Origin of the sequence: Anaerocolumna sp. MB42-C2 (genome assembly GCF_030913705.1) — a bacterium.
In the GTDB taxonomy this organism is placed as follows: domain Bacteria; phylum Bacillota; class Clostridia; order Lachnospirales; family Lachnospiraceae; genus Anaerocolumna.
The window spans coordinates 3,858,803-3,881,416 of the sequence record NZ_CP133190.1; the positions used below are offsets into that span (position 1 = coordinate 3,858,803).

The window sequence follows — 22,614 nt, forward strand, 5'->3', positions numbered from 1 at the left end:
AGGCTGCCTCTGTAAGAGGTAGCCTGTCAGATTGAGTAAGAAAGGGATGAAAATATTGAAAAAAGGAAATAAAGCAGTTGCAATTCCTGTTATAAAGAAATCGCTGAATCAGCGTATAAAGAATGACTTCAAAAAAAACTGGCAGTTATATTTACTTCTGGTACCAGGCATCCTTAGTTTAATATTGTTTAAATTCGGCCCGCTTTTTGGAATGACAATTGCTTTTGAGAATTTCAGTGCCTATAAAGGAATATTAGGAAGTGATTTGGTGGGATTGAAATGGTTTGTTAAAATATTCCATGATCCTTATATGCTTAAACTATTAAAAAATACTATTATTCTTGCGGTACTTTCCTTGGTTATCGTATTTCCTATCCCGGTAATCTTTGCATTATTCTTAAATGAGATAAAACGGAAAGCGGTCCGTAGTTTTGTACAATCTTTAAGTTTTATGCCTTATTTTATTTCCTCCGCGGTTATGGTCAGTATTCTTTTCACTATGCTGTCACCGACCAATGGGGTGGTAAACAATCTGATCAAGTTTTTAGGAGGAACTGCGATTCACTTTCAGGCCAGTCCGGTATGGTTTCGGCCTATGTATGTATTTTTGCAGGTTTGGCAAACGTTCGGATATTCGGCGGTTATTTATATTGCTGCCATGACAGCAATTGATCCCGCTCTCTATGAGGCGGCAGAAGTGGACGGTGCCAATCGGTGGGTCAAAATGTTTCAGATAACACTTCCTTCTATCTCAACGTCTGTAATTACTATGTTCATAATCAGTGTCGGCAATATTTTTACCGTGGATTTGGACAGGATACTTTTAATGTATAATACCAGTGTGTATTCAACGGCTGATGTCATTCAGACCTATGTATACCGTATTGCATTTGAAAGTTCGGGTTTTCCGAATTACAGCTATGGAACAGCCGTAAACCTTTTAAAATCAATTTTAGCCTTTGTACTGGTAATGCTTACAAATAAAGCGGCGAATAAGTATGCCGAAACCAGGCTGTTCTAAGGGAAGGGATGTGAATAAATATTGAAGAAAATTAGTAGTAAGGTAAAAAGAAAATTGACGGTCTTTGATACCGTAAATGATACAGTATTGATATTGGTTGCTTTGTTATGTATTTATCCATTCCTTTATGTGTTTTTTATTGCCTGCAGTGACGGAACTTATTTAACAAAAGGAGAAGTGGATTTCTTTCCTAAGGGGTTTAATGTCGAAGCTTTTAAATACGTTCTTTCGAATCCTAAATTTGATATTTTTACAGGTATGAGAAATTCTTTTATTTATACAATATTTGGTACATTGATTGCCGTACTTTTTACTTATTTTACGGCGTATGCCCTGTCAAGGCCAAGACTGAAACAGAGATATGTTATTATGGCCCTGTTTGTGATTACCTGGGTGTTTGAAGCAGGTATCATACCTCAGTATATTATTTACAGCAATCTCGGTTTTATTGACAATATCTGGGTCATGATTATTCCGGGAGCAATTAATGTCCAGTTTTTATTAATAACCAAAGCATTTTTAGACGGATTGCCTGGGGAGCTTGAAGAAGCGGCATTTATAGATGGTGCGACAGATTTTCAGTCCCTGCTTCGGGTTTTTCTTCCCATATCAAAACCAATTCTTGCGACAATAGCCTTATTTAATGCGGTCAGTATCTGGAATCAGTATCTGGTTCCCCAGATGTTTTTAAAGTCAGATAATTTAAAGACAATACAGCAGATTCTTAAAAGCGTGGTAATTACCTCCAGTAATTCCGGAACCGTTTTTTCGAATGTAATGAGAAATGGATATACGCTGAATCAGAATAATATGAAAGCAGCTGCTATCTTTATTGCTATGGCACCCATTGTCTGTGTTTATCCTTTTGTACAAAAATATTTTAAAAAAGGTATTTTAATTGGTTCCGTGAAAGGTTAACAGATTTGTAAAGACTTTACATTTGAAAATGATATTATGAAAACAGGAGCGACTATGGAAAGAGAATATATAAATATAGATATAATCGAGGAAAGCGGAAAGTTATATAAGAATGCCCTGATGGATACGGTAGAATCCCGGATTCCGAATACTCCTTATAAAAGCTGTCATGCGGCTGATTTGTTAGAACTTCCAAACGGAGACCTTCTTTGTTGTTGGTTTGCCGGAACGGATGAAGGAAATGCGGATGTCAGTATTGTGCTTTCCAGATTAAACGCCGGTTCCAGTGTATGGACCGATCCGGTTAAGGTATCGGATGATCCGACCAGGTCCGAGCAAAATCCCTCTCTGTTTTTAACACCGGAGGGATATATCTGGATTATGTATACGGCACAAACCGCAAGAACACCGGAGACGGAAACCGGATTTAATCTTCAGTACACAGCCGAAATCCGTAGAAAAATATCCAAGGATAACGGATATACCTGGGGACAGACAGAAGTGATGTTTAACCGCCCCGGATCCTTTTGCAGACAGAAGATACAGATACTCTCAAATGGCCGTTATATTTTCGGCAACTGGATCTGCTTTAGCGATGATTCCAGAAACGGCAGCGATATTACTGTCATGCAGATATCCGATGATAAAGGAAAGAGCTGGAGAGAAGTTTCGGTTCCAAAAAGCCAGGGAAGGGTTCATGCCAATGTCATTGAGACTGAACCCGGCAAATTAACCGCCCTGTTCCGAAGCCGTTTTGCGGATTTTATTTACCTTTCTAAATCTGAGGATAACGGAGAGAACTGGAGTGAGCCAATACGTACGGAACTGCCTAATAATAATTCCAGTATCTCGGCAATAAAACTTAAGAGCGGAGCAATTGGTTTAGTGTATAATCCGGTTTCCTTTAATGAGGATACGACCAGGACGGTTTGGCCGGATCAGAGGTGTCCGGTTACCCTGGCAATATCGGAGGATGGGGGTATGACCTGGCCTTACCGCAGAATCGTGGAGCTCGGAGAAGGTTTCTGCGGAAAATGGAATGATATTAATAACGGCAGATATGAGTACCCGGTTATGATGCAGGATAATATAGGTAAGATTCATGTTGCTTACAGTTGGGGTAATTTAAAATTCGGCAAGAGAAAATGTATCAAATATGTATGTGTGGACGAGAAATGGATACGTGGGGATGAGTTCAGTTTTGGAGCCGAAAATGATCCGTCCATGCCCTGCAGGCGTTAGAGAACAATTAAAGGACGTAAAAGGTTCAAAGAAAGTCGGCAGAAACTTAAACAGGCATTACTATACGGAGGCTGAAATCAAGCAGGAGACAGCTCGTCCGGTTGTGAAAGCCCTTCTGACTCTGATGCGGTTCAGGAACAACCACCCTGCTTTTGAAAGAGAATTCCTGTTAAAGGAGAGCAACGATAACACGCTGATTATCAGACGCCAATATGGCGATAATTACGCCGAACTTTCTGTTGATTTTATCACAAAGGAATGGAGTATCATTTATAGTGAAGAGAATCAGGAGAAAAGTTTAGTGGTTTAATTCCGGTCTTAAGAATACCTATAAGGACTGCAGCTTACAAAATCAACAAAATTCAGGAATAGCTGCAGTCCTTACAAATACTTTTAAGTCAAAATGAAGCTTGAAAACTAGCTGATATTATACTCAAAATAATTCATTACCGACATTTCTTGAAATCCAAATGCTTTATATAAATTCAAAGCATTTCTGTTTTTACTTTCCACATCCAGCTGGATATCATCAATACCCTTACTTTTAATAATATCCATAACGGCCTGGAAAGCAGCTTTACCGTATCCGTTTCTTCGAAACTCCGGTAGTATTCCAAAGCCATAAATAAATGCGGAATTTTCTCCGTATTCTACGTAAATTTTGCCGATAGTAGAATCCTTAAGTCGAACCAGATACATACCGTCCGTTAACATGGATTCGTCCATAGCAAGAATTTCACTTTCTTCCGTAGTGCCAAAGTAGATAGCATTCTGTCTGCTTATTTCCTTAATATCGGATTTTTCTACCGTTTTTAACTGGATAGCCGGATGTACATAAGAGGGTAATTCAGAAATAGTATGAGCATAATATTTCATACGGTATTCGGAAAAACTGTAAAGGCCGGATATATGCTGAATAAATGCTTTGCCCGATTCCGAACGTTCATCCGTTAATAATAAGAGCTTTTCAGGATTATCCCATTTTAACTCAGAAAGAGCCAGAGAGAAGAGTTTTGTGAACAAACCTCTTCTCCTCCATTCAGGGTGAGTCATACCGTTTAGTTCCGGTACATTTCCACCAAACACACAAATTCCAAGATAAGAAACCAAAACTCCATCGGCATAATACAAAAATTCCGTTATTTTTTTCAGACCTTTCTCAGTGTGTTTCGGTACAGATAATTTATAATCTAATTCCAGTTTTAAATTTACAGGGTCATCAGCAAAACAAACTTCCTGTAGTTTTTTAATATCTTCACAATCATTGGGGGTCAGAAATTCTTTTAATATAATAGTTTGATTTTGTTCTATCTGATTCATCGTTACCAGCTTTCCTGCTATTAATTTCTATAATTAACCTCTTACATTATAAGACCAGTAAAAGTATGTGTCAATTTATTATAATCTTTAAGCGGAATAAATCGTTACAGTTCAGCCTATGGTACCGCGAGGTGTTTTTTGTGAGTGAAGCGAAGCGAAAGTCACAGAAAACCCGAGACATACATGCATGTGCATCATTTGTTACAATTCAGCCATAGGCTGAACTGTAACTATAAATCAGATGATAAAGGGGAACAGCTGTATCTGTTTTTCATATAAAGAGATGCTAGTATTAGTGTAAGCTGTTCCGGTAGCCGCTGGGGGTGACACCGCAATGCTTAAGAAAGACCTTTGTGAAATAATTCTGATCGGAAAATCCGCAGGTCTGTGCAATTATTTTCATAGATAAAGAATCATTTTTAAGTAATGCTTTGGCTTGGTCAATTCTTATACCGGTGAGATAGTCCACGACGGATATCCCATAGTTTGCCTTAAAAGCTGAGGTCAGAGTCGTCTTACTGCAATAAAATTCTTTACAGAGATCCTCAAGTGTAATTTTTGCTGCATAGTTCCGGTTTAAGTACTTTTTAATTCGGGAAGATAAATCTTTATCGGTTGGTTTCCAGCCATTATGGAACGTTATATAGGAGGCGCATATTTTCATAATGGAAATACAGGATAATATCTTATCTTTTGAACTGATAGGGATATGACGGATGGCTTCTTTTAACCGTTCTTTGTCAGTAATGCAGGTAAGCGATTTGGAATACACGGAATCAGCACTCTCTAAACCGTTATCAATAGTTTGCCCCATCATCAGATATCCGGAAAGCACTCCATAATGGTACAAGGGTGAAACCGCTTCATATAAACCGAATCGGCACTGATAGATATAAGCCTGACCGGTTTTTCTAACCTCCTCAAATGCTTTGCAGTCATATTCCAGGCAGCTGTTTCTTCCCTCGTTACTTTTCTGGATACAAGTACAGAAATAACCTAATTCCTTAGGGTATGCGCATATTTCATGCTGTTCCGTATCATAAACGGATATTCTGAAACCTGAAATTGTATGCAGTTCTTTTAATACGGAAAATAAATTAATTTGCTCTTCCATAGACCACCTTTTAGTATTATTGATAAATGTGTACGATATTACTAAACATTATACGATATTATAGAGAAATTGTAAATAAAACTTCATATAATCAAGATAAAAGGGATACAGGATAAAATTCAGCTATGAAATTCGTGTTTGAGGGAAAGGCAGCTAAATTGAATATATATACGCTGGTATTCATTCATAATACAAAAATGACCTTTTGACACCTTAATCCTATGAAGTAGATATACCGAAAGGAGATTAATCATATGGAACCAGTATTAGTAATTATGGCAGCAGGAATGGGGAGCCGTTACGGAGGATTAAAACAGATCGACCCGGTAGATGAGCAAGGAAATTTAATTATTGATTTTTCTATTTATGATGCCATAAAAGCAGGATTTAAAAAAATAATATTTGTGATCAAAAAAGAAATAGAAAAAGATTTTAGAGAAGTAATCGGAGACAGGATAGCAAATTATGTGGAGACTACGTATGTGTATCAGGAACTTAATCATTTGCCGGAGGGTTACCAGATCCCTTTAAACCGGGTTAAACCATGGGGAACCGGACATGCTGTACTTAGCTGTAAGGATATGATTCATGGCCCTTTTGCAGTAATCAATGCAGATGATTATTATGGACAGGATGCATTCCGTATGCTGTATCACTCTCTGATATCCCAGAAAGACGATGAGAAATACCATTATACCATGATTGGGTATGTGCTTTATAATACCCTGACCGATCATGGACATGTTGCAAGAGGGATATGTTCGGTATCAGAGGATGGACATTTGGAGGGAATCAAGGAACGGACACAAATAGAGCGTAAGGGGGCAACAGGAGCTGCTTATTCTGAAGATAACGGAGCAACCTGGACCGGGATAGATGCCTCCAGCATAGTATCTATGAACCTGTGGGGTTTTAACGAAAGTATCTTAAGAGAGCTTGAAGAACGGTTCTGTCATTTCCTTGATACGGAGGTAACGGATAATCCGTTAAAGGCAGAGTACTTTTTGCCATCCGTAGTCGGTGAACTGATAACAGAGAAGAAGGCTTTCGTTCAGGTATTGACTTCGCCTGATAAATGGTTCGGAGTGACTTATAAGCAGGATAAAGAAGCAGTGACTTCTGCAATAGCAGAACTTAAAAAGAAAGGAATTTACCCGGATATTTTATGGAAATAGGAAATCAGGGCGGAGGAGGTTGCCATGTTAAGAGAGGAATATTGTGCAAAAATTCAAGAAGCGATTGATGTTATGAGCTTTGATGGGAAATATATAAAACATGAGCGGTATGGGAACGGGCATATCAATGATACTTTTCTGGCCTTGTTTCAGCTGGAAGACGGAGCTTATAAAAAGTATATCTTGCAGAGAATGAATCATGAGATATTTAAAAATCCGGAACAGTTGATGGAGAATATCTGTAACGTGACATCCTTTTTAAAAGAAAAAATCCTTAAAAGAAACGGTGACATACACAGGGAAACCATGAATGTTATTCCTACCAGGGCGGGATCACCTTATTTCATCGACAGTATCGGATGTTACTGGCGGGCTTATGAGTATATAACCGAGGCAGTAAGTTATGAGAAGGTGGAGAGGCCGGAAGATTTTTACCAGTGTGCTTACGCCTTTGGAGCATTTCAACATCTGCTGTCGGAATTTGATGCCGGGAAACTCCATGAAACCATCCCGGATTTTCATAATACACCGCTTCGTTTTAAGACATTTATAGAAGCAGTTGAAAAAGATGTGTGCGGCAGGGCAAAGGAAGTTTCTTATGAAATTGAATTCTTAAGAAAACGGCAATCGGATATGGAAGTATGTCTTAATCTGTTAAGAAAAGGAGAATTACCTCTCAGGGTGACCCATAACGATACCAAGTTAAATAATATCATGATGGATATTAATACGGGAAAAGGAATCTGTGTCATTGATCTGGATACGGTTATGCCCGGGCTTTCTCTGTATGATTTCGGTGACTCCATTCGTTTTGGGGCTAATAATGCGGCTGAGGATGAACGGGATTTATCCAAAGTATCCCTTAATTTGTCTTTGTTCGAGTTGTACACCTCCGGGTTTTTAAAAGGATGTAATAAAAGCCTGACGGAGAAAGAGATCGAACTGCTTCCCATGGGTGCAAAACTAATGACCTTGGAGTGCGGAATGCGGTTTTTAACGGATTATCTGAGCGGAGATACGTATTTCCGTATTCATCGGGACGGACATAATCTGGACCGGTGCAGAACCCAGTTCAAGCTGGTGGAAGATATGGAGAAAAAGTGGGCAGAGATGGAAAACATAGTGAAGCAGATACAGGATAAGGGCAGCTTATAAACATAATTGATTATAGAAATGCTATAAATTTTGGGATTGAAACCGGCTCGTGCCGCTTACTATCTAATCGTACGTCTTAAGGACAGGCGTTTGATTAAATAGCAGGCGGCACTATTTTATTTAAGGGATTCATTTTTAGAGTATAACACCCGATAAATTCTGTAAAATCCCTGTTGCTGTTCACAGGAAACAAATCCCTGGTAATATAGTCGCTGCACCTGCAGTAAGACTTGATTTTACTGAATGTGGATGATATGATGTAATGTATGGTTTTATGTAAAGAAAATGTTTCGTAATTAAAGGAGTACAACATGGATATTATAAAGCAATTAAGGGATGAACTCGGAATTAGATTAGATCAGGTAGAGGCAACCGTCAGATTAATTGACGAGGGTAATACCATACCTTTTATCGCCCGCTACCGTAAAGAAGTTACAGGCTCCTTAAATGATGAGGTTTTAAGAAATCTGCACGAAAGGCTTTTATATCTTAGGAATCTGGAGGATAAAAAAGCCAGTGTTCTGTCCAGTATAGAGGAACAAGGCAAATTAACGGAAGAATTAAAGGGACAAATCTTAGCTGCCACAACGTTGGTGGTGGTGGAAGACTTATACCGTCCGTACCGTCCGAAGAGAAGAACCAGAGCTACCATTGCCAAAGAAAAAGGCCTGGAACCTTTAGCTAATATTATATTGCTGCAGATGACGAATCAGCCGATAGAAAAAGAAGCGGAAAGTTATATTAATGCAGAAAAGGAAGTAAACACCGTAGAAGATGCAATAACAGGTGCAATGGATATTATCGCTGAGAGTATTTCCGATGAGGCGGATTACCGTATCTATATCCGTAAGGTAACATTTGAAGAAGGTTTTATTACCAGTACCGCAAAAGATGATAAGCTTGAGAGTGTCTATGAGATGTATTATAACTTTGAGGAGAAGCTTACGAAACTGGCAGGTCATAGAGTGCTGGCGCTTAACCGGGGAGAAAATGAAAAGATATTAACCGTAAAAATCACCGCACCTGAAGATAGAATATTACAATATCTTCAGACTAAGACCATAACCCATGATAATCCGTATACAACGGATATCTTAAAGAATGTAACCGATGACAGTTACAAACGCCTTATCGCCCCCGCGATTGAACGTGAGATCAGAAACGATCTGACGGAGAAAGCCGAAGACGGAGCAATTAAAGTATTCGGTAAAAACTTAGAACAGCTTCTCATGCAGCCCCCCATTGTGGGACAGGTCGTACTTGGCTGGGATCCGGCTTTTCGTACCGGATGTAAATTAGCTGTGGTAGACGGTACCGGTAAAGTACTGGACACGGTAGTGATTTATCCAACCGCACCTCAGAATAAAGTAGAAGAAGCAAAAAAAACAGTGGCCGGTTTCATTAAGAAATACGGAATCACTCTTATTTCCGTGGGAAACGGTACCGCCTCCAGGGAATCGGAAATGATCATCGTAGATATGTTAAAAGAAATAAAAAGTAATGTGCAGTATATTATTGTGAATGAAGCCGGTGCATCCGTGTATTCCGCAAGTAAACTTGCCACGGAGGAATTCCCTAATTTTGATGTGGGACAGCGTAGTGCCGTATCCATAGCAAGAAGACTGCAGGACCCGTTAGCGGAATTGGTTAAGATTGACCCGAAATCCATTGGTGTAGGGCAATATCAGCATGATATGAATCAGAAGAAGTTGTCGGAAGCATTAACCGGTGTCGTGGAAGATTGCGTGAATAAAGTCGGAGTGGATTTAAATACCGCTTCTGCTTCACTGTTAGAATATATCTCAGGTATCACCAAAACGATTGCCAAAAATATCGTAACATACCGAGAGGAAAACGGAAGATTTACCAGTAGGAGCCAGCTTCTTAAGGTAGCTAAACTGGGACCGAAAGCATTTGAACAGTGTGCCGGTTTTATGAGAATACAAGACGGCAAAAATCCGCTGGATGCAACCAGCGTTCATCCGGAGTCTTATGAAGCTGCCAAAAACCTTCTTGAAAAGCTTTCTTACACTACCAACGATATCAAGGCCGGCAGGTTAAGTGATTTAGGAAAACAGATTAAAGATAAAAAGGCCATGGCGAAAGAATTAGGAATCGGTGAGATTACCCTTACGGATATGATTAAGGAACTGGAGAAACCGGGTAGAGATCCCCGGGATGAGATGCCTAAACCGATTCTTCGTACCGATGTACTTGAAATGAAAGACCTGACAGAGGGTATGATATTAAAAGGAACGGTCCGTAATGTAATTGATTTTGGTGCCTTTGTGGATATTGGGGTACATCAGGACGGACTTGTTCATATCTCTCAGCTTACCAATAAGAAGTTTATAAAACATCCCCTGGAAGTAGTCAGCGTGGGAGATATTGTAGAAGTCAAAGTGATGAGTGTAGACTTGGCTAAGAAACGGATTCAGTTAACAATGATACTTTAAATACTGAGTTGCAGCAATTAATTTAACCTAAATATTAAAATAACGCCCATAAGCAAAAATCAGATTTTGCTTATGGGCGTTATTTTTTTGGAAAGATAATAAATATAAAAGTAATTCTGAAGAAAAAAAATATATGCCGTCATATCCTAATACCTTTTCTGGAATCTTGTTATATATTGCGGTGAAAAGCCCTTTTTCAAAGGATTTTTAACTTGTGAAATACTATAAGGTGAATTATAATCTTAAGGAAATGTTAAAAATTTACATTCATATGTTGCAGAGCAGAAAAGAAAGCCATTTTCATTAAGTTGGTCTTGTACTTTCTGATAAAGGGGGCAAAAAGTATGTTGAAACAAACCGCACCTGCACTGATATCCATAGGTATGCTGATAATAACCTTGAGCATGCTGATAGTGGCAGGAAGACTGAAAACAAAAGATGAGACTGGGGTTCCGATGATGACGAATACCGGAACCGTATCACAGGAAGAAAACATAAATACAACAGAGAAAACCATCCTTACCGTATTAGAAAACAGCTTCAGCCAAGCAGGCGGCCAAAAAAATATGGCAGGAAATGAATACGATACATACATCAAGCAACTGGATCATTATTTCAAAAACCCAGATGTGAACTTAGCAAAAACGAAATTAACAGAAGTAACCAATAAAGTGAGCCAGCTCATTGCATTGATGAAACTGGAACAAGAGAGTGATTTTACAAAAATGTCCTTTGACGGCAGGGAACTGGCTCTTCGTTTATCCTCGGAGATCTATAACATATGCGGTCTTAAATTATCGTTTGGTACGCAGGGCAATATAATGGAGGTAGAAGACTTATCAGGTAAAATTGTTTATGAAAATGAAAAAACTGCACAGCAACCTGAATTTCAATGGAATGCTTTACTCCTTTCCGTTGGGTTTATATTTTTCTTACTGCTTGTCAATGTGATGATTGCAAAAAAGCATCAACTGTTTGTGAAGGATGGGACCTATAATGGATTTAATGAAGAAGGATACGCCCAATAAGTATTTATTGTTTGTAGATCTGTGCTGTATTGTAATCTCCTTCTTACTTGCTACCTGGATACGGTACGGTAACATAACAAAATACTGGTACAATAACGTGTATAGTTTTGCATCGGTTTATGTACTTTTGTTATATACGGCGATTTATTATTTTTATGATAGTTACAGCAGATTATTTAAGAGAGGGTATTGGGAAGAACTGATAATCGTAATTAAGATAAATTGTATCTTAGCGGCTGCGGTCACCGCAGTTATCTTTATCTTTCAGGAGGGTACGACGTATTCCAGGTTATTTTTCTTCTGCTTTTTCCTATTGAATATTATGTTTATGTATATAGCCAGGCAATATTACAAGATCTTTCTTCTGGCGTTTTATAAAAAAAGTTCTTCCAGTAAGAAAATTATGATTATAACCACCTCGGACCAGGTAAAAGAAGTGTTAAGCCGGATTAAGAGGGAAAATGAATGGGAATATCAGATCACTTATTTAACGATTCTGGATAAACATATGGTGGGTGAAATCATAGAGGGAATTGAAGTGAAAGCCGACTTTATTGACATGTTCGAAGTTGCGAAACATCAGGTAATAGACGGAGTATTTATTCATATCCCAAATGATTTCCCGCTTAATCTGAATCTAGAGGAAACCATACTGGAATTTGAGAATATGGGAATTACGGTTAATTTAAGTATCAATACCTTTGGATTAAAGATTCATGAAAAAATTGTTCAGGAGTTAAGCGGATATCATGTCCTGACTTTCAGTTCCAGATTATTTGATGGAAGCCAGCTGCATCTGAAACGTATCGTAGACATTGCAGGCGGGTTAGTAGGCTGTATTCTAACGGTTATATTAACCATATTTATAGCACCTGCCATTATGATTGAGTCACCGGGGCCGGTATTCTTCTCCCAGATCAGGGTAGGTAAAAACGGCCGGCGCTTTCGTATCTATAAATTCCGCTCCATGTATGCAGATGCGGATGCCCGAAAACAGGAGCTTTTAGCTCAAAATGAAATGAATGGATATATGTTTAAAATAAAAAATGATCCCAGAATTACCAAAGTGGGTAATTTCTTACGCAAAACCAGTCTGGATGAGTTCCCTCAGTTTCTTAATATTCTAAAAGGCGATATGAGTCTGGTGGGAACCAGACCGCCCACGGAAGATGAATTCCTTCAATACGAAGGAAGACATAAGAGGCGCCTTGCCTTAAAATCCGGTTTAACCGGATTATGGCAGGTAAGCGGAAGAAGTGATATATCCGACTTTGAAGAAGTGGTAAAACTGGATTTGGAATACATCGATAACTGGTCTGTTTTAATGGATATTAAAATACTGTTTAAAACAGTTCGGGTTGTTTTATTCGGCAGAGGATCGAGGTAGGGGTGAATAGTTGAGTGAGACACAGAATAGAAATATAAATCAATTAATTGATATACATAGTCATATACTGCCCCAGGTGGATAACGGTTCGGTCAGTATGGAACAGACAAAAAACATGCTGAAAATAGCTTATGAAGAAGGAATTACTTATATCATAGCCACGCCTCATTACAGTGTGGGCTGCAGAAATGCCGATAAAGAAGAACTATATAATAAACTTAAAGCAGTACGGGCAGAAGCAGAGAAAATTAATGAGAATTTCACCATAGATATCGGGAATGAAGTTTATTACAGTGAAGATATTATAGAACACTTAAGAAAGGAAAAGGCACTTACACTTGCAGGTACCAGGTATGTTCTTGTGAAATTTGCCGAAACCGATCCCTATGAAACCATTAAAACCGGAATACACCGTTTGTTAATCTACGGCTATTATCCGATTCTTGCCCATGTAGAAAAGTATGACTGCCTGTACAATAATTATGAGGATATTTATAACTTAATCCATCTGGGATGTTATATGCAGATGAACATATCCAGTTTGAATAAGATAACAGATAAAAAAACAGCTTTTTGTATAAATTTAATTAAATACGACCTGGTCCATATTATAAGCACGGATTCCCATTCTGATTATAACAGGGCACCCAGAATGCTGGAAGGACTTAACAGAATTCGCAAAAAGTGCGGCGAGCAGGTAATCAATCAATTATTTATAGAAAACACAAGAAGGCTGATTCATAATGAAAGAATATAAGTTACAGTTCAACCTTTGGTACCGTCAGGTGTTTTTTGTGAGTGAAGTGAAGCGAAAGTCACAGAAAACCCGAGACATACATGCGCGAAATTATGCAGAATGCATAATTTCTGTGCATCATTTGTTACAATTCAGCCGTAGGCTGAACTGTAACAAATATAACCGCTTTGACGAAAGCTTAGAAAATGAAAGGCATGTGTGATAAATGGAGAAGGATAACAGAGACGAAATCGAAATTGATTTAAAGGAGTTATTTTTTGTTTTATTAGATAAAGTTTGGATCATTGTTTTTGCCGGAATTATATGTGCATTGTCAGCCGGTATATTTACAAAGATATTATTAAAACCCGTCTATGAGTCAACCACTAAGATATATGTTATTAACAGGCAGGATTCAGAGAAATTTACAACGTATTCCGACCTTCAAACAGGAACCCAGCTTACCAAGGATTATCAGGTACTGGTTAAAAGCAGGCCGGTAACGGAACAGGTAATCAGTGATCTGAACCTTAATATGACCCATGAAGAATTAAGTAATGCAATCACGGTAACTACTCCCACTGATACCCGTATCCTGGAGATCACGGTAAAATACAGTGATCCCTACATAGCAAAAAAATTAGCCGACTCCATCGGTGAGGTATCCTCTGAGCGTATGGTATCCATTATGGAGATGGAAAAAGCCAATATTGTAGAGCCGGGTAATATACCAGCCGGTCCCTCTTCCCCTGATTTTAAGAAGAACGTTATAATGGGCGGAGCAGCCGGGATAGTACTGTCAATATTTGCTATTCTTCTCATTTATCTGTTAGACGATACGGTTAAAAAAAGTGAGGATATCGAAAAGTACTTAGGACTTACAACCCTGGGAACCATTCCCATTGAAGAGAGTATCTTAGAATCCAAAAAAGTCAAGGCAGCACGTAAAAAAGCTTATAAGAAAGCTTATAAGAAAGGATATAAGGGAGGTGTAAGCAATGCAAGTTATTAATTTCGAACGTACGGCTAATTTTAATTTCAGCAGCAATGAAGCCTATAATACTTTAAGAACGAATATCTTATTCTGCGGTAAAAGTGTAAAAACCATATGTATTACCAGCTGTACTCCAAATGAGGGCAAAACAGTGGTATCGTTTCATCTGGCTACTTCCATTGCGGAAAGCGGTAAAAAAGTTTTATTTATAGATGGGGATTTAAGAAAATCGGTTCTGATTGGACGATTAAAGATAGATAAAGGAACGAAAGGATTATCGGAGTATCTATCCGGAATGAATCAATTGGAGGATATCATATACCATACGAATATTGAGAATCTGGATGTGATATTCACCGGTCCGATTCCGCCTAATCCTGCGGATCTGCTGGGAAGTGAGATGTTTAAGAAGTTAGTCGAATCGCAGCGGGAATTATATGACTATGTCATTATTGATACACCGCCTCTGGGCCTTGTGATTGACAGTGCCAACGTAGCAGAATTCTGTGATGGGGCGATTCTGGTGATACAGGCCAAAGCAATCAGTTATAAATTTGCCCAGAAAGTAGTAAAACAATTGGAGAAAGGCAACTGCCGGATTCTGGGTGCAGTATTAAATAAAGTGGGAATCAAACGTAACCGGCATTACGGAACCTATTACGGATCTTATTATGGAAGTTATTACGGAAAATAACAGATCGTAAGGTACAGAAAGATCTGCGTTATGCAGGAGGTATAAGTATGAAGAAGTTTATGATAGCGTCCGGTATAGGCATAGTTTTATTATTCGGCATATTGATCCGGTTACTGACGTCGGAAGATAAAACCGGTCCGATCATTACGTATGCTGAAAATTCTTATGTTTATACGGAAGATGAATCGGTGGATACCTTACTGAATAATGTTTCTGCAAAGGATAAGCGGGATGGCGATGTCACGAACATGGTTATGGTGGAGAATATTCTGCCTATGTTAAACAGTTCTACGGCGAAGATAACTTACGTTGCAAAAGATTCCAATAATAATATTACCAGAAAAGAGGTGATTGTGCCATACAAGCCAAAAACCGGCAGCCAGGAAAATAAATCAACCTTGATAACGGAATCCATTGGGAATATAGGGAATAAAGAGAAAACAGAGAATACAGCCAGGGAAGAAGCAGATACAAAAGCTTTAACCGGGCCTAAGGACAGAGACACAACAAAGGCAGCCGATCGTAAGAAATATAGTAAAGTCAAGGAAATAACCCTCCCCCAGGATACCGCTGATCCGGTGATCACAGGTCCTGCTGTTAATCAGATAAAAACTTCGGCTTCCTATCAGTATCCGTCCTTAAAACTAAAAACCCACGAAATTAAGTTAAAGCGGGGAGAGAAATTTGATGCCCTGTCCTATGTAGATAAGATCGTAGATGATAAAGATAATAATTATTACCTGTTTCAGCGAATTCACATTATAGGTTACTTTGATATGGATAAGGCCGGCGATTATGTACTGTTATATTATGCAATCGATTCGGATAATAACGAATCCGGGAAAGAATACCTGTGGCTTGAGGTGAGACAGTAGATTAAAGCAATGTAACGATAGGGTGCCCTCTGGAAATGAATACGAAGGAGCAGATATGGAAGACGGATATATCGATATACATGATCATATATTACCGGGAGTGGATGATGGAGCCCAAAGTATGGAACAGACCCTCCGTATGTTTAAAATTGCATACGAAGAAGGAATCCGAACCGTAATAGCAACCCCGCATTTTTATACAGGAAGTAAAATACCCTCCATGGCTGAACTTAGAGATTGCCTGATCAGGGTAACGGAAGAACTTAATAAAGTGTTGCCACAGATGAGTCTGTATCTGGGAGGAGAGATCTATTACAGCCAAAAATGTATCAGTCTTTTGATCAATAAGCAGATACCTGCTTTAGCAGATTCAAGGTACCTTCTGGTGGAATTCCAGGTTATGGCAGAGTATCAATATATTAAAAAAGCGGTACAGGAAATTCTGATCAATGGGTATATTCCCATACTTGCTCATATTGAACGTTATGAATCCTTGGTAAAAGAGTTGGGGCAGGTTCAGGAACTTGTTAATATGGGGGCTTATGTTCAGATAAACGCACAAAGTATTATGGGGGATAACGGTTTTACTTATAAAAGGATAACCAGAAAGCTGTTAAAAAACAATCTGGTACATATCATTGCTACCGATTCTCATAATGATGGAGAAAAAGCACCCAGAGTAAAAAAGTGCGCGGCGTATCTTACTAAAAAATACGGAGAAGCGTATACCAATGATCTATTGCAGGAGAACCAGAAGAAAATAATCAGGAATCAATATATATGATCGACTATACTACATACTTTCACCGGGCGGGATTTGGTCAAGGGATAAAATAGGAATGGATTCAAAGTAACGTGTTATATAGACAGAGATTCCATGATAGAAAAATGTAGGAATAAGTCAATAAACAGAGCTTTATAAGATATTAAAACGAATCTGGTTATATGCCGTTATATTATTGATTAATCGAGTATATTATAAATATTTCTGCGATAAATACTGGATAATTATTCAATAATTTGCTTGCTTATAAAAATGAACTGATTTATACTTTTAGAAGCTGGTAAACATTTACAATAAAAATAGGCGGAGGTGCAGTGGTGAAAAGAAAATATTCAAAAATAACAGCGTATATCGTAATGCTAGTAATGATAATAGCCGGAATATCCATTCATACCGGTATAGTGTCTGCGAAAGAATCAGCTAAGTTAAGCTTAAGCAAGACATCAGCAACGATCGCGGCAGGAGATAGTACCACATTAAAAGCAAAAGATCAAAACGGCAAGGCAGCAGCCGTTAAGTGGACCAGCAGTAATACCTACATAGCGAAAGTATCGGCAAAAGGTGTTGTTACTGCTTTGAAAAAGGGCAGTGTTACCATTACGGCAACAGGAACAATACAAGGAAAAGAATATAAAGCGGTATGTACCGTGAAAGTATATTCCCCTGTAAAAGTATCCGGTATTACCATGAAAAAAGCTCAGGAACTGGTAATCGGCGATAAGATCTGGGCAGATGAAGTTGTTCTTCCCAATAATGCCGCAAATAAAACACTTAAATTTGCCTCATCAAATAAGAAAGTAGCATCCGTTTCAGATATAGGTGAGATTACAGCAGTGGCTCCGGGTACTGCAACCATAACGGCAGCAGCAACCGACGGCAGTAACAAGAGTGCTAAAATGAAAGTAACGGTTCTTACAAATCTTACTTTGACCGGTAAGGATGTTATAGATGGTAAAATAACTGTTTCTGATCAATTATACGGTGATGTCTCCATAGATAATTCTGTAGGGAAGGCACAGATTGATTTTAATAAATTAAGAATAGCCGGAACCTTAAAGCTGGCGAATAATGCCGGATATGCCTTAAATTTAAACGATTGTGCGATTAAGAATGTGAGTGTAAAAGATATGCCAAAACAACCTCAGACTATGTTAAGTTATGGCTTATCGCTTGCAGATGAGATCAACATTCCGGTGATCAAGGTAACCGGCACTACAATGATCAGTATTATTATTACGGAAACTTCCGTAAAGATCATACAAGGGGACAAAAGTCAAGTTCAGGAAATAAAACTGGATTCAAAGGACACAGGTAATATCAGCTTATCCCTGGAGGGGTATAAAGGTGCAATTACCGTATCCGCAGCTTCCAATGCCAAAGTAGATATTAACATGAAAGCCTGTGAGATCACCAATCTGTCTGCTCAGGGTACTACGGGTCAGAGTCTGAGCCTGAATGATGTGGGAACCACCGAGGCGGAGAAATCTACAGTGGGGACTTTCGGTGTAACAGGTCAGTTAGCGGCAGTTGTTAATGTAACCGCAACAAACTTAACTATTGATGCAGCTTCCAGCGGAGCTTCCATAACCTGTAATAAACCGGTAACAACGATTAACAATGCCGGTCAGGGCAGCAATATTATAGTTACCTCCACGGTAGGTAATATCATATCTGCCGGTAATAATGCGACGGTTCATGTTGCAGACAGCGGTACGGTAGGTACGGTTTTATCCCAGGGTAATGGTTCAACCATAACCGGTGACGGTACTGTTACGAGTGTTAAGGTGGAGGGTAATAATAACAGTGTTGATGTACCCGGAGCAACCGTAGAAGTTGGTGATAATGCAGGCGGCACCGTGGTTGACGGTAAAGGCGTTGAATCCGGCGGTACCCATGAAATACCACAGACCGGCAATTCATCCTCCGGCGGTAGCAGCGGTGGAAGCAGTGGCGGCAATTCAGGCAGCAAGACTGTTAAGGAAACTGTGTATGCTTCCAATGCAAAATCAGGGAAAGCTACGGTTACAGTAGAGGGCGTCACCATTACGATTAATGATCTGGCGAATCTATTCAAGTTTGAGGTTGAGCCTGTTAATTTTGATTTCCCTTATCCTAAAGGCAATTATATTATCGTTGTAAAAGCAGTGAATGGGGAGGGTTATAATCCGATCCAGATTAAAAATAAAGACGGCTCCGCAGCTACTTCCGTATATTATATCAAAGTAGATACGGATGCCGGTACAGTTACCGTTAAAGGTAATACAACTACAAAGATTATCGTTCGTATAGGCGGTACTAAGATTGAACCAACGAAGGTTTATGAATAAAAATACATGAGATATAGAAACCGGATAATGTAGATGGAGAGTTCCCCTCATGGTATTTATACAGAGAGGAACTTTCTATTGCAAAGAAAGATAGCAGAAAGGAGTCAGGCCGATAATACTTTTATTGCCTGTTTGGAAAGAAGAGGTTTTAACAGTATTATCCTGAGAAAATCGATGAGGAAAATAATATATAGCGGATGCTTACTTATCCTGCTCCTTTTTCTAAGCAGTAAGGTCTGTTACGGGGCATCCGGAATTAACAGTAACGAACAAGAGATTATCAACCGGGTCAGGGCAGGTTTTATGGTAGACGGAAAATACTATACCGTAGATTCCAAATACATTAATCAAGGAATTAATTACCTGAACAAGGATGGGGTAGATATCACAGCGGAGCAGAAAAGTATGATATTTGCCAAGATGGCAGAGTTAGCTCCCCAGGGAGTTTCAAGAGGTTACTTAAAACCGGGTAATAAAGAGCAGGGGAAAATAGAAAAGGGTAATGAGGCGGCAGGTGGCAAGGAAAGTGGTAATACGAAAGGTAAAGATGCTGACAGTAACTCAGAGAGTAATAATAATTCTGAAACTGATCTGAATGCTTTAGTGATTCAAAGTACCTCCAAATACTTAAACAGTATGGGAAATTCTAAATCAGAAATAGCACAGAAAACACTGAGTTATACCAGGATGTCCTTAGAGGAGCTGATTAATTCCGCCAAAGAAATATCCTCCAGGATGGGAGTGTCCGTATCCTATGATTTTAGTCATAATGAAGTAAAGGTAATCGATCAAAAAGGAAAAGCAGTAATGTCTGCAGAATCGGTGATTAAAAACACCGGATTCCGGTTTAATGTAACGTTACTTGTCTGTGGAGTCCTAACTTCACTTATAATAATCTGTATCTTTTTGGCAAAGTATAATGGGTTATTTAACTCTTTGGAGGAAGATATATGAGCGGACACACGATAAGTCATAGGATTCATAACATAACAAAATATTTCTATATACCATTGTTATATACCATATTCGGATATAGTTTAATCTATATGGCAGGGCGGCCGGTAGTTGACATGGTATCTTCCGTAGCAGGTATGGTATTTACCAACAGCACTCCGAACTTTACGTCTGAGCTGGATTCCATCTATAATGAAAATAGTGTAAAAGCAGTGGATTTCATTCAAAATAAAGAGGTTCAGCTGCCCGAATATGAAACTCTATATGCAAGTCTTACCTGCGATCGGGTGAAGCTTGAGGCTCCGGTTTATTTCGGTGATTCGGATAAGGTTTTAAAAAAAGGGGTAGGACAATATATCGGAAGTTTTATACCCGGGAATAATAAACCAATTCTGATCGGCGGTCATGACAGCACCTTTTTCGAACCTTTAGAAACTGTGAAAAAAGGGGATACCCTTGTAATTACTACAAACTACGGTATCTATAATTACAAGGTAACCCACATGGAAATAAAAAATGCAACGGACACCGGTGCTTATGATCTAAATCAGGACAAAGAAGAACTGATCCTTTACACCTGTTATCCCTTTGGGGCAGTTGTAGGGATTAAAGATCAAAGGTATTTTGTTTATGCAGATAAGATAGCAGGGCCTGAGATCGTTTATAAATAGATTATTTAGAATATTATTATACATATTATAGAAACGATAGGTGTATCACATGGATAAGGTACAAGCAGAAAAGAAAATAAAACATAAAAAACGGCAGAGGCTGCGAAATGGCATAAGCCTTATACTGGCATTTGTTCTGTCGATGTTAATGTTGTGTATATCGGTTTTATTTGGAGTTTATGTCGGTGTATTTAATGAAGATGTAATATTAACACAATTAAATAAATCCGGATATTATCAAAAGGTAAGGGATACCATTGAAGACAATCTGGTAAGCGATCTCTTGCCCACAGGACTTCCCTGGGAAAAGATATTAACCAATGTAGTTACACTGGAGAGGGTGTACATAGATGCAAAACAAAATATAGAAGCAGCCTTGCATGAAAAAACAAGTACTTTAAAGGAAGCAGAGATAGAAGCAACAATTCAACATAATATGGAAGTTTATATCAGGGATAATAAAGTTGAAAGATCAGAAGAGGTAAATAAAGGAAGCAAGGAATTATCGGCAACATTAACAAAAGAGTATATAAGGCTTTTACAATTTCCATTTGTAAATTACTTTATTAAATATAAAGGAATCTATGAGAAACTGATGATACTGACCGTGCCCATTATACTTATACTGATGACTGGAATCATTATAACCCTTCTAAAGATGCAATTTTTTAAACACCGGGCCCTGCGGTATATGGCTTACAGCTGTACTGCCACCGCCATTATGCTGTTACTTATTCCCGCTTATCTTCTATCGTCAGGTATCTATCAGAATATCCACATAACTCCTTTGTATTTTTATAATTTTATTGTAAATTACTTAAAGTGGGATATTATAATCTTTTTGTATATCGGTGCTTTCTGGCTGGCAGTACTAAGCGGATTACTGATTGGTATCTTTTATGTGAAGAAAAGGGGATGAAGAAGCAGATAACCAGTTATAATAAATTATTTATAATATATTAAAGCTTTGCACGTATTCAGTGCCTTGTACCTTGACAACTAAATAGGATAGGATTTTAATTTATTACTTATGTTAAGGTCATGATGAATTGTTAGATAGATTGGTTATTAGGATACCAAGTAGAATTCTTTACATAATAAGAAAGAGTCTGGCAAGCCAGACTCCGGCGTTACAGTGATACCACTGTTTCGGGAACCCGTTCTTAGCCCTCTTTTTTATAAGAAGGTGTTTTATCCTGTTGACTTGTAAGGGATGCAAGGGTTCCTATGGCAATATCTTTGTATTTTGGGGTTAGATCATGAAAATAGCCCAGAAGAGTTAGTTCTCTTTCGGTTAAATTATTTTCAAGATTATTTCGCTTATCACTTAATCCCAGGAGATAATCTGCAGATACATGGAATATATCAACTAACCTGCAGATGGTATCATCAGTTAATGCCGCCCTTCCGGTTTCATATTTGGATATTGCCGCTTTTTTTACATTTAATAAGTTACCTAAGTATTCTTGTGTCCAATTGTTTTCTTCCCTCAATAGTTTTATACGATTCATTTGTAACCACCTTATTCTTTATAAAAATTTATAATGATTGTCGCATTTTAAATTATTATGTAATTTATTATATAATTTTAGTCAAATAAATGAAATTAATAATCCAAGATGGATACAAAATGTAAAAAATTCCTTGACAATATCTTTAGAGGATACTATGATATTAATGTGCTTTTTATCCTATAATGTAATATTTCGGATAAATTGGGGGTTTTATGAAACCAAAATCTTAGTATCACACAGTAAAAACTA

21 protein-coding genes are annotated in these 22,614 nt (G+C 38.3%); 18 read left to right on the forward strand and 3 right to left on the reverse strand.

Translation table 11 applies throughout. The features are described from left to right. Positions 1-55 precede the first annotated feature (55 nt). Genes RBU59_RS17140 through RBU59_RS17155 form a run of 4 tightly spaced genes read left to right on the forward strand, consistent with a single transcriptional unit; the run spans position 56 to position 3,491 of the window. Positions 56-1,021, forward strand: coding sequence for an ABC transporter permease (locus tag RBU59_RS17140; RefSeq protein ID WP_308143721.1), 966 nt, complete (start codon positions 56-58; stop codon positions 1,019-1,021). 21 nt (positions 1,022-1,042) lie between these two features. Beyond that, complete coding sequence (locus tag RBU59_RS17145) at positions 1,043-1,939, forward strand: carbohydrate ABC transporter permease (protein ID WP_308143722.1); 897 nt, start codon at positions 1,043-1,045, stop codon at positions 1,937-1,939. A gap of 54 nt (positions 1,940-1,993) precedes the next feature. Then, positions 1,994-3,181, forward strand: coding sequence for a sialidase family protein (locus RBU59_RS17150; RefSeq protein WP_308143723.1), 1,188 nt, complete (start codon positions 1,994-1,996; stop codon positions 3,179-3,181). Then, entirely contained in the window at positions 3,153-3,491 is a 339-nt protein-coding gene (locus RBU59_RS17155) for a hypothetical protein (RefSeq protein WP_308143724.1), read from the forward strand. The genes RBU59_RS17150 and RBU59_RS17155 overlap by 29 nt, the downstream gene beginning before the upstream one ends. Positions 3,492-3,598: 107 nt before the next feature. Here the strand turns inward: RBU59_RS17155 and RBU59_RS17160 are convergent, their stop codons facing one another. After that, complete coding sequence (locus tag RBU59_RS17160; protein WP_308143725.1) at positions 3,599-4,501, reverse strand: GNAT family N-acetyltransferase; 903 nt, start codon at positions 4,499-4,501, stop codon at positions 3,599-3,601. Positions 4,502-4,793: 292 nt separating this feature from the next. After that, positions 4,794-5,615 (reverse strand): PocR ligand-binding domain-containing protein, encoded by an 822-nt coding sequence (locus tag RBU59_RS17165; RefSeq protein ID WP_308143726.1) that lies wholly within the window; start codon positions 5,613-5,615, stop codon positions 4,794-4,796. A gap of 254 nt (positions 5,616-5,869) precedes the next feature. Between RBU59_RS17165 and RBU59_RS17170 the strand changes: the two genes are divergently transcribed. The 14 genes from RBU59_RS17170 to RBU59_RS17235 all read left to right on the forward strand — a co-directional run bounded on the left by RBU59_RS17170 (position 5,870) and on the right by RBU59_RS17235 (position 21,770). Next, positions 5,870-6,790 (forward strand): sugar phosphate nucleotidyltransferase, encoded by a 921-nt coding sequence (locus RBU59_RS17170; protein ID WP_308143727.1) that lies wholly within the window; start codon positions 5,870-5,872, stop codon positions 6,788-6,790. A 24-nt stretch (positions 6,791-6,814) separates the two neighbouring features. Beyond that, positions 6,815-7,945: a phosphotransferase enzyme family protein gene (locus RBU59_RS17175; protein ID WP_308143728.1), complete on the forward strand. Its 1,131-nt coding sequence runs from the start codon at positions 6,815-6,817 to the stop codon at positions 7,943-7,945. A 311-nt stretch (positions 7,946-8,256) separates the two neighbouring features. Next, the gene (locus RBU59_RS17180) at positions 8,257-10,401 is read left to right on the forward strand and encodes a Tex family protein (RefSeq protein WP_308143729.1); all 2,145 of its coding nucleotides are present in this window, start codon (positions 8,257-8,259) and stop codon (positions 10,399-10,401) included. Between the two features lie 344 nt (positions 10,402-10,745). Next, entirely contained in the window at positions 10,746-11,429 is a 684-nt protein-coding gene (locus RBU59_RS17185) for a hypothetical protein (RefSeq protein ID WP_308143730.1), read from the forward strand. Next, positions 11,398-12,816: a sugar transferase gene (locus RBU59_RS17190; RefSeq protein ID WP_308143731.1), complete on the forward strand. Its 1,419-nt coding sequence runs from the start codon at positions 11,398-11,400 to the stop codon at positions 12,814-12,816. The genes RBU59_RS17185 and RBU59_RS17190 overlap by 32 nt, the downstream gene beginning before the upstream one ends. Positions 12,817-12,826: 10 nt before the next feature. Next, positions 12,827-13,573 carry a CpsB/CapC family capsule biosynthesis tyrosine phosphatase gene (locus RBU59_RS17195; RefSeq protein WP_308143732.1) on the forward strand — a complete coding sequence of 249 codons (747 nt, stop codon included), beginning with the start codon at positions 12,827-12,829 and terminating at the stop codon, positions 13,571-13,573. Between the two features lie 205 nt (positions 13,574-13,778). Beyond that, positions 13,779-14,564, forward strand: a complete 786-nt coding sequence (locus tag RBU59_RS17200) for a YveK family protein (protein ID WP_308143733.1) — start codon at positions 13,779-13,781, stop codon at positions 14,562-14,564. Beyond that, the gene (locus tag RBU59_RS17205) at positions 14,551-15,240 is read left to right on the forward strand and encodes a CpsD/CapB family tyrosine-protein kinase (RefSeq protein WP_308143734.1); all 690 of its coding nucleotides are present in this window, start codon (positions 14,551-14,553) and stop codon (positions 15,238-15,240) included. Before RBU59_RS17200 ends, RBU59_RS17205 begins: the two co-directional genes overlap by 14 nt. A gap of 47 nt (positions 15,241-15,287) precedes the next feature. Beyond that, positions 15,288-16,115 carry a hypothetical protein gene (locus tag RBU59_RS17210; RefSeq protein WP_308143735.1) on the forward strand — a complete coding sequence of 276 codons (828 nt, stop codon included), beginning with the start codon at positions 15,288-15,290 and terminating at the stop codon, positions 16,113-16,115. A gap of 55 nt (positions 16,116-16,170) precedes the next feature. Next, entirely contained in the window at positions 16,171-16,899 is a 729-nt protein-coding gene (locus RBU59_RS17215) for a CpsB/CapC family capsule biosynthesis tyrosine phosphatase (protein ID WP_308143736.1), read from the forward strand. A gap of 317 nt (positions 16,900-17,216) precedes the next feature. Further along, positions 17,217-19,226, forward strand: coding sequence for an Ig-like domain-containing protein (locus RBU59_RS17220; RefSeq protein WP_308143737.1), 2,010 nt, complete (start codon positions 17,217-17,219; stop codon positions 19,224-19,226). A 78-nt stretch (positions 19,227-19,304) separates the two neighbouring features. Continuing rightward, on the forward strand, positions 19,305-20,180 hold the full coding sequence (locus RBU59_RS17225) for a hypothetical protein (protein WP_308143738.1): 876 nt from the start codon (positions 19,305-19,307) through the stop codon (positions 20,178-20,180). Next, on the forward strand, positions 20,177-20,851 hold the full coding sequence (locus RBU59_RS17230) for a class D sortase (protein ID WP_308143739.1): 675 nt from the start codon (positions 20,177-20,179) through the stop codon (positions 20,849-20,851). Before RBU59_RS17225 ends, RBU59_RS17230 begins: the two co-directional genes overlap by 4 nt. Before the next feature lie 49 nt (positions 20,852-20,900). Further along, positions 20,901-21,770 carry a hypothetical protein gene (locus tag RBU59_RS17235; RefSeq protein ID WP_308143740.1) on the forward strand — a complete coding sequence of 290 codons (870 nt, stop codon included), beginning with the start codon at positions 20,901-20,903 and terminating at the stop codon, positions 21,768-21,770. A 244-nt stretch (positions 21,771-22,014) separates the two neighbouring features. Here RBU59_RS17235 and RBU59_RS17240 read toward each other — a convergent pair whose 3' ends face one another. Next, the gene (locus tag RBU59_RS17240; protein WP_308143741.1) at positions 22,015-22,362 is read right to left on the reverse strand and encodes a helix-turn-helix domain-containing protein; all 348 of its coding nucleotides are present in this window, start codon (positions 22,360-22,362) and stop codon (positions 22,015-22,017) included. Positions 22,363-22,614 lie beyond the last annotated feature (252 nt).

Bases quoted from the DNA above. Each gene is read 5' to 3' on its own strand.
- RBU59_RS17150 (WP_308143723.1), top strand. From the start codon at position 1,994: ATGGAAAGAGAATATATAAATATAGATATAATCGAGGAAAGCGGAAAG.
- RBU59_RS17155 (WP_308143724.1), top strand. From the start codon at position 3,153: ATGATCCGTCCATGCCCTGCAGGCGTTAGAGAACAATTAAAGGACGTA.
- RBU59_RS17160 (WP_308143725.1), bottom strand. From the start codon at position 4,501: ATGAATCAGATAGAACAAAATCAAACTATTATATTAAAAGAATTTCTG.
- RBU59_RS17165 (WP_308143726.1), bottom strand. From the start codon at position 5,615: ATGGAAGAGCAAATTAATTTATTTTCCGTATTAAAAGAACTGCATACA.
- RBU59_RS17170 (WP_308143727.1), top strand. From the start codon at position 5,870: ATGGAACCAGTATTAGTAATTATGGCAGCAGGAATGGGGAGCCGTTAC.
- RBU59_RS17175 (WP_308143728.1), top strand. From the start codon at position 6,815: ATGTTAAGAGAGGAATATTGTGCAAAAATTCAAGAAGCGATTGATGTT.
- RBU59_RS17180 (WP_308143729.1), top strand. From the start codon at position 8,257: ATGGATATTATAAAGCAATTAAGGGATGAACTCGGAATTAGATTAGAT.
- RBU59_RS17185 (WP_308143730.1), top strand. From the start codon at position 10,746: ATGTTGAAACAAACCGCACCTGCACTGATATCCATAGGTATGCTGATA.
- RBU59_RS17190 (WP_308143731.1), top strand. From the start codon at position 11,398: ATGGATTTAATGAAGAAGGATACGCCCAATAAGTATTTATTGTTTGTA.
- RBU59_RS17200 (WP_308143733.1), top strand. From the start codon at position 13,779: ATGGAGAAGGATAACAGAGACGAAATCGAAATTGATTTAAAGGAGTTA.
- RBU59_RS17205 (WP_308143734.1), top strand. From the start codon at position 14,551: ATGCAAGTTATTAATTTCGAACGTACGGCTAATTTTAATTTCAGCAGC.
- RBU59_RS17210 (WP_308143735.1), top strand. From the start codon at position 15,288: ATGAAGAAGTTTATGATAGCGTCCGGTATAGGCATAGTTTTATTATTC.
- RBU59_RS17215 (WP_308143736.1), top strand. From the start codon at position 16,171: ATGGAAGACGGATATATCGATATACATGATCATATATTACCGGGAGTG.
- RBU59_RS17230 (WP_308143739.1), top strand. From the start codon at position 20,177: ATGAGCGGACACACGATAAGTCATAGGATTCATAACATAACAAAATAT.
- RBU59_RS17235 (WP_308143740.1), top strand. From the start codon at position 20,901: ATGGATAAGGTACAAGCAGAAAAGAAAATAAAACATAAAAAACGGCAG.
- RBU59_RS17240 (WP_308143741.1), bottom strand. From the start codon at position 22,362: ATGAATCGTATAAAACTATTGAGGGAAGAAAACAATTGGACACAAGAA.